This window comes from Candidatus Aquicultor secundus (assembly GCF_002791875.1).
Lineage (GTDB): Bacteria > Actinomycetota > Aquicultoria > Aquicultorales > Aquicultoraceae > Aquicultor_A > Aquicultor_A secundus.
Genome location: NZ_PFNG01000072.1, coordinates 3,848 through 13,371, shown reverse-complemented (window position 1 = coordinate 13,371; position 9,524 = coordinate 3,848). Strand labels below are relative to the sequence as shown.

Below are 9,524 nucleotides of genomic sequence, written 5' to 3'. Positions count from 1 at the left end.
GCAAAAAACAACGGTTGTCTTAGATATCGAGCTTAACGTCGGGCGTACCGGGGCGTTAACGCCGACGGCCGTGCTCGAGCCGGTTGTTGTCGCCGGTTCTACGGTAGGCCGGGCGACTCTGCATAACGAGGACGAGATAAAGCGCAAGGATATACGGATCGGGGACACGGTTATCATCCAGAAAGCCGGGGATGTCATCCCGGAGGTCGTGGCGCCGATTGTAAGTAAGCGGACCGGTTCGGAGCGGGAGTTTGCGATGCCGCATGAGTGCCCCGTTTGCGGTGGCGAGGTCGTGCGACCCGCCGGCGAGGCGGTTGCGCGTTGCATTAATATAAACTGTCCGGCGGTTATCTTTGAGCACGTCATACACTTTGCCGGCAGGGCTGCGATGGATATCGACGGGCTTGGCGAGTCCGTCGCACACCAGCTTTTGGATAAGGGTATGATCAAGGACGTCGCCGATATCTATTACCTCACAAAAGAGCGGCTATTAGGTATCGAGCATTTTGCGGATAAAGCGGCGGAGAACCTGCAGGCTGCGATTGAGCACTCAAAGGAGCGACCGCTTGCGAGGTTGCTTTTTGCGCTCGGCATCAGGCATGTCGGCGCGCATGTCGCCGAGGTATTGGCGGAAACGTTTGGCTCGATCGACGCCCTATCGCGGGCATCGTTTGACGAGTTGGTTGCAACGCCCGAGGTCGGGCCCAAAATCGCCGAGAGCATCATCGAGTTCTTCGACGAGCAGAGAAACCGCGCAGTTCTTGAAAAACTCAAGAGCGCGGGCGTGAAGATGGAGCAGGAGGCGGCGACCGGTAAAGGTATCGCCCGGAATCTTAACGGGTTGACCTTCGTGTTTACCGGTGGATTGACGCAGTTTACGCGGGGTGAGGCGGAGGAGCTTGTGAAATCGATGGGAGGCAAGGCATCATCGAGTGTTAGTAAAAAGACCGATTACGTGGTGATCGGGGAAAATCCCGGAAGCAAATATGATAAGGCAAAGGCTCTGGGGGTAAAAATCATAACGGAAGACGAATTCAAGAGATTGGTCCAAGAGATTAGTTCAAGAGGTTAACTCAAGAGTTAATCAGTGGATGATAGTAGTGGTTAAGAGTAGTGGATGAAAAACTGATCGATGATCGATATCCAGAAGACCAACGAGCCCCGGAGGACCGGAGGGTCCCCTGGACGATTGGTGATGTGATCCTTGCACTGGTCTCGTTCCTTATACTTGTGACCCTCGGTACGGCTGTCATCAGCAGGGTGTTGGCCAACGAGCTGCCAAAAGTCGGGCAGATACTCGCGCTCTTCATAGGGTACGTCATCCTTTTCCTGCTAATCGGGTTTTTCGCGCTAAGGCGCGGCGCGAATTTGCAGATGCTGGGTTTCCGCCCGTTCAATTTCTTACGTGGCGCCGGCATGGTCGTCGCCTGGTTCTTTCTTGTTAAGCTCGCGAGCGCTATCTATACCCTGGTTGCCCAGAGACTCGGGATAAACCCCTCCGAAGAAGCGGTCAGGCGGCTCCCGGAGATATTCGGAAGGAGCACCGGCGGTTTTTTGTTGGCGGTGCTTGTCGTTGCCGTCGTCGCCCCGGTTGCCGAAGAGTTGTTTTTCAGGGGCTTTGTCTATCCCGCGTTCAGGCAGCGTTGGGGTGTAACCGCTGCGATTATTATAACGAGTGTGCTTTTCGCGCTGTTTCATTTTAGCCCGTCCGTGTTTATCCCTATTTTTATCATTGCCGTCGGCCTCGCCTACCTCTACCAGGTCACGGATTCTCTCGGCCCACCGATTATGTTACATGCTCTTAATAACTTTTTGTCAGTTGTAGTGATATACTATTCAAGTCTATAGTCTCTAAACGAGGGGGTCACATTAGTAATGGCTATCAGCGAAAAAGAAGTAAAGCATGTTGCGTGGTTGGCCAGGTTAGGCTTGACCGATGCCGAAGTCGAGAAATTCACCCGGCAGCTTGACGTTATTCTTGAGCATGCGGGTAAAATATCCTCCCTGGATTTAGCGCAGATTCCTCCGACATCGCACGCTATCCCGCTAAAAAATGTCTTGCGCGAGGATAGGGTGGGCACGTGTTTGACACCTGAGGATGCCCTATCAAACGCCCCGAAGACAGAAGATCAGGCGTTTGCAGTGCCAAGAATTGTATAGAATGGTGAATTGGTGAATGAGTGAATCGGAGAAATCTGGAGGATAAATGGAACTCTATCAAATGACAATCCACGAGCTGCATGAGAAGCTTGCGGCGAAAGAGATAAGCGCGAAAGAGCTTACGGAGAGCGTTTTTTCGCGTATAGATGATGTAGAAGACAAAGTGAAATCGTACCTGACCGTCACCAGGGAGAATGCGTTTGAGCAGGCGCATAAAATCGACGAGAAGATAGTAGCGGGCGAGGCGGTAGGTCCGCTTGCCGGCATTCCTACCGCGATTAAGGATGTTATGTGCACGCAGGGGACGCGCACGACATGCGGGTCGAAAATCCTGGACAACTTTATCCCGGCTTACACGTCGACCGCCGTACAGGGTTTGCTGGATGAGGGTATCGTCATGACCGGCAAGACCAATATGGACGAATTCGCCATGGGCTCGTCCACCGAGAACTCGGGGTTTTTTACCACTCGTAACCCGTGGGACCTTGAGAGGGTGCCCGGCGGCTCAAGCGGCGGCTCGGCTGCGGCGGTCGCGGCCGACGAGGCGATATTCTCGCTGGGGTCGGACACCGGCGGCTCGATCAGGCAACCGGCGGCGCTCTGCGGTATCGTCGGTTTGAAGCCGACCTACGGGCTGGTTTCGCGGTACGGGCTGGTTGCATTTGCGTCGTCGTTGGACCAGATAGGGCCGTTTACTAAGGATGTGACCGACTGCGCGATAGTTCTCAACCACCTGGTAGGGCATGATCCGATGGATTCGACATCGGTTATGATAGATACACCCGATTATACAAAATCCCTGGTGAACGACTTAAAAGGGGTAAAGATCGGCGTTCCGGCCGAGTTGATGGCCGAAGGAATCGATCCCAAGGTAAAGAAGGTAATCGAAGACGCGCTCGAGCTGATGGCGAAAAACGGCGCGACCGTTGCCGAGACTTCCCTCCCGAATATCGAGTACGCATTGTCGGCGTATTATATCATCGCTCCGGCTGAGGCGAGTTCAAACCTGGCGCGGTTTGACGGCGTACGCTACGGGTACCGTGCACCGGATGCGGAGGACTTGATGGACATGTATCTGCGCACGCGGGCCGAGGGCTTCGGCGATGAGGTAAAACGAAGGATCATGCTCGGAACGTATGCACTGAGCGCCGGTTATTATGAGGCGTATTACGGCCAGGCGCAGAAGGTGCGGACGCTCATCACGCGCGATTTTAATAAAGCATTTGAGGATTTTGACGTGCTGGTTTCGCCGACATCTCCCACAACGGCATTTAAGATCGGCGAGCGCGTTGACAACCCTCTTCAGATGTACCTTTCAGATATTTGTACCATTCCTGTTAACCTTGCGGGGTTGCCCGGGATGTCGTTGCCGTGCGGTACCGTCGACGGACTGCCCGTTGGGCTTCAGATTATGGGTAAGACCCTGGGTGAAGAGATGCTCCTGCGGGTCGCCTATAGTTTCGAGCAAAGCTTTGGCTGGAACGAACACCCCCCTCTATAAAGGATTGGTGAGCGATAAGAGAGCAACGCGAACGAGAATTAATAAACTCGCTAAGGAATTTAATTCCTTTTGGTTTAGATAATAGTCCGGCTGGGACGCTCGAACAATCATCCGGGGCGGCTGGGTCGGGAGACTTGATAAAAGGCGGAGGCGCTATGGAATACGAAAGTGTAATTGGCTTAGAGATACATGTCGAGCTTGATACTGAGAGCAAGATGTTTTGCGCGTGCAGCACGCGTTTCGGCGAGAGGCCGAATACCCAGACCTGCCCTGTTTGTCTGGGCATGCCCGGTTCGCTGCCGGTTGCAAACAAAAAAGCCATTGAGTATGTAATTCGCTCGGGGCTTGCGGTCGGCTGCGAGATTTCCCTTTACAGCCAATTCCACCGGAAGAATTATTTCTATCCCGATATGCCGAAGGATTATCAAATATCCCAATATGACAGGCCATTGTGCCTGGCCGGCTCTATCGACCTGGACATGGAGACATACGAAACGAGGCTCGGCATTACCAGGATTCACCTGGAAGAGGACACCGGAAAACTGATACACATAGGCGGCGCGGGCAGGATCGTCGGCGCTGAGTACAGCCTGGTCGACTTTAACAGGGCAGGGGTGCCGCTCATGGAGATCGTCTCCGAGCCGGATATGCGCACGCCCGAGGAGGCCAAAGCGTATGCCCGGAAGCTTCGCGCCATATTGATATCGATCGGCGTTTCCGATTGCAATATGGACAAGGGTTCGATGAGAGTTGACGCCAATATCTCGATCAGGCCTAAAGGGGCGACCGAGCTGGGTGTTAAGGCTGAGCTAAAAAACCTTAACTCGTTCCGGTCGCTGCAGAGGGCGCTTGCGTATGAGATCGAGCGTCAGAAAAAGGCGATTGCCGAGGGTGAGCCGATCATGCAGGAGACCCGGCACTGGGATGAGACCAAGGGCACGACGAGCACGCTGAGGACAAAGGAATACGCGCACGATTACCGCTACTTCCCCGACCCCGACCTCGTGCCGATGGAGTTTGACCCGACCTGGATAGAAGGTATTCGCGCGACGCTGCGCGAACTCCCCGATGAGCGCAAACAGCGGTTTATAACGCATTACGGGCTGCCCGCGCACGATGCCAGCTTGCTAACTGAAACCAAAGCGATGGGCGATTTCTTTGAGGAAACGGTTACGCTCTACAAGGGCGACCCAAAAGCGGTCAGCAATTGGATGCTGGGCGATATTTCGTATTATCTTAACACGGAAAACCTTGAGATCGACGAGACGGCGGTGACACCGAAACACCTGGCCGAGCTGCTTAAATTAATGGACAAGGGCACGATTTCCGGTAAGATCGCCAAGGAGATATTCCCGGAGATGTTCGATACCGGAAAGCTGCCGCAGATCATCGTAGAAGAAAAAGGCATGACCCAGATAAGCGACGAGTCCGAGATAGAAAAGATCATCGACATGGTTCTCGAGGAGAACGCCTCGGCGGTCCGGGAATACCACGAAGGAAAAGAAAGGGCGTTCGGCTTTCTTGTCGGGCAGGCCATGCGCCTGACTAAAGGCCGTGGAAACCCGCAGCTTATCAACCGGCTCTTACGCGAAAAGCTGCAAGGGTAAAGTATAGAGTTCCTTTTCTAACACTACTAAGAACACTAAGAACATAATAAAATGCGCTAACATGAAAAGCAATTGTCTTAAGATTATTCTGCAATCTTTCGTTCATAAGAAGGAATGCCGGCCAACAACTAGAATACCTAGCGATAGTAGTCGTATATCATGAAGAAATGTATAAAATGCAGGCTCGGGCGGTATATGGAAGATACAACTGCCTTATAGATGGTTGCAATTAAAGATGGTAGGCAAATGGCGGCGCGAAGAGCGGAAGGTAGCGTGAGATGCCGGGGTTATATGACCTTATAGATAATATGATTAAGTCGGCCCAACAAGCCGGTCAACAGGGTGGCCGGCAGGGCGGAGAAGGGGATAAAGGTGGTAATATGGCACAGTTAGGGCCTCGACCGACAAGACAATTTGCTGAGCCTACGGGTGTGCATGTTTCGCTTGGGGGAACGTTGCGGGCGGTTCTCGTGATAGTTCCGGCTATCATTGTAGGCGGAATCCTTTTTGCGATTTTTGGTGTTAATAGTCCCACTGCTATTGTTCTTGAACTGGTATTTGTCGTGCTTTTATATATTGTCGTCTCCGGTGTGCGCGTTGCCGCGCAGTGGGAGCGCGGTGTCGTGCTGCGGCTCGGGCGCTTTCAGGCGGTCAGGGGGCCGGGCGTTATCTATATCATACCGTTTTTGGATTATGTGCGGTTTGTCGACAACCGGGTTCTTGCACTCAACGTTCCCGGACAACGGGTTATAACCAGGGATAATGTGCCTGCGCAAATCGATGGTGTTATCTTCTTCTATGTTGCCGATGCTGAAAATGCGATAACGAAAGTGCAGGATTTCCGTTTTGCGATAGCCCAGTACGCACAGGCCTCGCTGAGGGACGTCGTGGGATCGCTCTCGCTGGATGATCTTTTAACCGAGCGTGAGCAAATCCAGCAACGAATCGGCGAGAGCGTCGAGGAGCATATCAAGAACTGGGGAATCCACATCGACTCGATCCGGCTGCTCGATATCGATATGCCCGAGGAACTTAAACGGATGATGTCTCGCCAGGCTTCGGCAGAGCGTGAGAAGCGGGCGACGATAACCAAAGCCGAAGGCGATAAACTTGCCGCCCTTAACTTGTCCGAAGCGGCAGCTACCATGGCTAAAAGCCCTGGGGCAATGCAGCTCAGGACGCTGCAGACGATTGATGGGCTGGGGCCAAGCGCCTCAAACACCGTGGTCCTTTTCCCGACTGAATTCAGCGATATTGCACAACAGCTAGGGCCGATATTTGGGAAGAAGGGGTAGCAACAGCCGGTGCCCCGCTAACGGGTATCCCACATAAAGATGCAAGAAAAGCGCTTGTCATAAAAAGCGGCGTTTGAAGCAAAATTCAAGGTTTTGCCTAGGCAATAGAAGTAAATTGCCCGGTAAATCGGCGATAATCCTTGCCTTAATCCTTATTTTTCCTCTAAAATAGTAATCTACGGTTGTGTAGCATTTTTTCCAATAATGTGTTCCGACGGTATTCCTATAAACGCGTTCCGAGAATATACTCTTCATGTGAAGATGTGATTTGGGGGTAGTAAGTTGACAAATCCAAAATTGGATAGCTTTGATCTACAAAACTCATATGTAGACATCGATCCATCAAAACTTAGAATCGACGACACCACGTTGCGTGACGGTGAGCAAACGGCGGGGGTTGTTTTTTCCAACCACGAAAAGATAAGGATTGCCCAGTTGCTTGACAAGGTAGGGGTGGCTCAAATTGAGGCCGGTGTCCCGGCAATGGGTGGGGACGAGAAGGCGGTAATCAGGGAAATAGCAAGTCTCGGCCTTCGAGCGAGCGTTCTGGGATGGAACAGGCCGGTTATTGCGGATATCCAGCACTCTGTCGATTGCGGCGTGGACGCCGTTGCGATTTCTATCGCTACATCTGATGTTCATATTCAGCATAAGTTAAAAAAGGATCGCCAGTGGGTTATCGACAGGATGATCGAAGGCGTCAAGTTCGCTAAGAGCCATAACCTCTACGTCTCGGTCAACGCCGAGGACGGTTCGCGCGCCGACTTTGGCTTTATGGTCGAGTTCGGCCTTGCGGCCAAAGAGGCGGGAGCCGACAGACTCCGCTTTTGCGACACGGTCGGTATACTCGACCCCTTCCAGACGTTTTCCGTGATTAAGGATTTCAAGAAAGCGGTTGGGCTAGAGATCGAGATGCATACGCATAACGATTTCGGCATGGCGACCGCCAATGCGCTTGCAGGTATCAAGGCGGGCGCTGCCTGGGTTAACACTACCGTGAACGGTCTTGGTGAGCGCGCCGGTAATGCGGCGCTTGAGGAAGTAATTATGGCCATGAAATACCTGGGCCATATTGATCTGGGCTTTAAGACCGAAATGTTCCGCGAGCTTTCCGAGTATGTTGCGATGGCTTCGGCGAGAACCATCCCGATCTGGAAAGCCATTGTGGGCACCAATGTCTTTGCACACGAGTCCGGTATCCACGCCGACGGCGTTATTAAGAATCCAAAAACATATGAGGTATTCTCGCCGGAAGAAGTCGGCCTCGAGCGACAGCTTGTGATCGGCAAGCACTCGGGTTCGGCCTCCATTATCCAGAAATTCAAGGAGTTCGGCATCGAGATCGATAAGGAGTCGGCAACCGATATACTAGCCGATGTCAGGAGGGCATCGGTAGAGCTGAAGCGGTCGTTGTTCTCAAAAGAGCTTATGTATATTTATCAAGACTACCTGCGCAAAAGCGGAAAGGAGCACGTGCCTACCTGTGAGTAAGACGATTGTTGAGAAAATTCTAAGCGAGCACAGCGGAACCGATGCTTGCGCCGGAGATATAGTCGTAGCCGAAATCGACGCGGCGCTTGTCCAGGACGGTACCGGCCCCCTTGCAGTGCAGCACCTTCAGAAACTGGGGATGGAGCAGGCCGCAAAGCCGGAGCGCACCGTTCTTTTTATCGATCATGCGGCCCCAAGCCCGCGCAAAGAGCTTTCTAACGCTCACAAGATATTGCGCGACTTCGCGAAGAAGACGGGCGCCATCCTCTCGGATGTAAACGAGGGCGTATGTCACCAGCGCATGGTTGAGAATTATATGAATCCCGGCGAGGTTTTGATCGGCGCCGATTCGCACACCTGTACGGCGGGTGCGCTCGGCGCATTTGCAACTGGTATGGGATCGACCGATGTCGCGCTTGGGATCGCATCCGGTAAGACCTGGTTAAGGGTCCCCGAGACCTTTAAGGTTTATGTTACCGGCGAGTTTAAAAAGGGCGTATATCCCAAAGACCTCATGCTTCACTTTATTGGAATGATAGGCGCGGACGGCGCAACATATAAAGCACTTGAGTTTTGCGGCCCTACCATCGATGCGATGGAAATATCGGGCCGGTTTACCCTGGCCAATATGGCGGTCGAGGCCGGCGCGAAGGCGGGGCTTTTTAATTCCGATGAAACTACGAAAAAGTACCTTAAAGAGCGGGGACGCGGAGAGGCGTGGCGCCCGATCTCGGCCGATGAAGGCGCCAACTACGAGAGGGTTTACGAGATCGATGTTTCGGAACTCGAGCCGACGATATCCGCCCCGCATATGGTAGATAACACAAAAGTTATCAAAGACGTCGAAGGAATCAGGGTCGACCAGGTCTATATAGGTACCTGCACGAACGGGCGCATCGAAGACCTGCGTATTGCCGCACGGATTCTTGAAGGCAAAACCCGCAACCCGCATACCAGGCTTCTTGTTTGCCCGGCATCGAGGGATGTTTATCTCAAGGCGATCGAGGAGGGTCTTATCGCCAAGTTTATCGTGGCCGGCGCTACTATCGTTAACCCAGGCTGCGGCGCGTGTGTTGGTGTGCATGGCGGTATTCTCGGTGACGGCGAGGTCTGTCTTGCCACCCAGAACAGGAATTTCCGGGGCCGCATGGGAAATCCCGACGGCTTTATATATCTAAGTTCACCCGCTGTTGCGGCGGCAACGGCAATCGAGGGAGTCATCGCCGACCCTAGAAAGTACTTATAGGGTCCGCTAGATGTCATTCTGAAGGAGCAAATAGCAAATGGTAAACAGCGATTAGATGTCATTCTGAAGGAGCAAATAGCAAATGGTAAACAGCGATTAGATGTCATTCTGAAGGAGCAAAGCGACTGAAGAATCTTGGGTGCAGAAACCTTCTTCTTGGGGTGAAGGGTCTAAGCTTAGATAGAGCTAGAATGAAGACTTCTCAGCTAAGTAGATTAAAGCTT

Annotated in this window: 8 protein-coding genes; all 8 read left to right on the top strand. The window is 52.8% G+C overall.

The features are described from left to right. Positions 1-1,072 (top strand): NAD-dependent DNA ligase LigA (gene ligA / locus COY37_RS02885; protein ID WP_286976004.1); only part of this gene is annotated, 1,072 nt, incomplete at its 5' end. 41 nt (positions 1,073-1,113) lie between these two features. After that, on the top strand, positions 1,114-1,848 hold the full coding sequence (locus COY37_RS02880; protein WP_286678567.1) for a CPBP family intramembrane glutamic endopeptidase: 735 nt from the start codon (positions 1,114-1,116) through the stop codon (positions 1,846-1,848). 27 nt (positions 1,849-1,875) lie between these two features. Beyond that, positions 1,876-2,160, top strand: a complete 285-nt coding sequence (gene gatC, locus COY37_RS02875; protein WP_286678566.1) for an Asp-tRNA(Asn)/Glu-tRNA(Gln) amidotransferase subunit GatC — start codon at positions 1,876-1,878, stop codon at positions 2,158-2,160. A 46-nt stretch (positions 2,161-2,206) separates the two neighbouring features. Then, positions 2,207-3,661 carry an Asp-tRNA(Asn)/Glu-tRNA(Gln) amidotransferase subunit GatA gene (gene gatA / locus COY37_RS02870; protein WP_286678565.1) on the top strand — a complete coding sequence of 485 codons (1,455 nt, stop codon included), beginning with the start codon at positions 2,207-2,209 and terminating at the stop codon, positions 3,659-3,661. A 155-nt stretch (positions 3,662-3,816) separates the two neighbouring features. Then, positions 3,817-5,268 (top strand): Asp-tRNA(Asn)/Glu-tRNA(Gln) amidotransferase subunit GatB, encoded by a 1,452-nt coding sequence (gene gatB, locus COY37_RS02865; protein ID WP_286678564.1) that lies wholly within the window; start codon positions 3,817-3,819, stop codon positions 5,266-5,268. A 380-nt stretch (positions 5,269-5,648) separates the two neighbouring features. Then, a complete protein-coding gene (locus COY37_RS02860) occupies positions 5,649-6,563 on the top strand; it encodes a slipin family protein (protein ID WP_286678563.1) in 915 nt (304 codons plus the stop codon). A gap of 333 nt (positions 6,564-6,896) precedes the next feature. Continuing rightward, a complete protein-coding gene (nifV, locus tag COY37_RS02855) occupies positions 6,897-8,054 on the top strand; it encodes a homocitrate synthase (RefSeq protein ID WP_353682449.1) in 1,158 nt (385 codons plus the stop codon). After that, complete coding sequence (locus COY37_RS02850) at positions 8,047-9,300, top strand: 3-isopropylmalate dehydratase large subunit (protein WP_286678561.1); 1,254 nt, start codon at positions 8,047-8,049, stop codon at positions 9,298-9,300. Before nifV ends, COY37_RS02850 begins: the two co-directional genes overlap by 8 nt. The last annotated feature ends 224 nt before the right edge of the window (positions 9,301-9,524 follow it).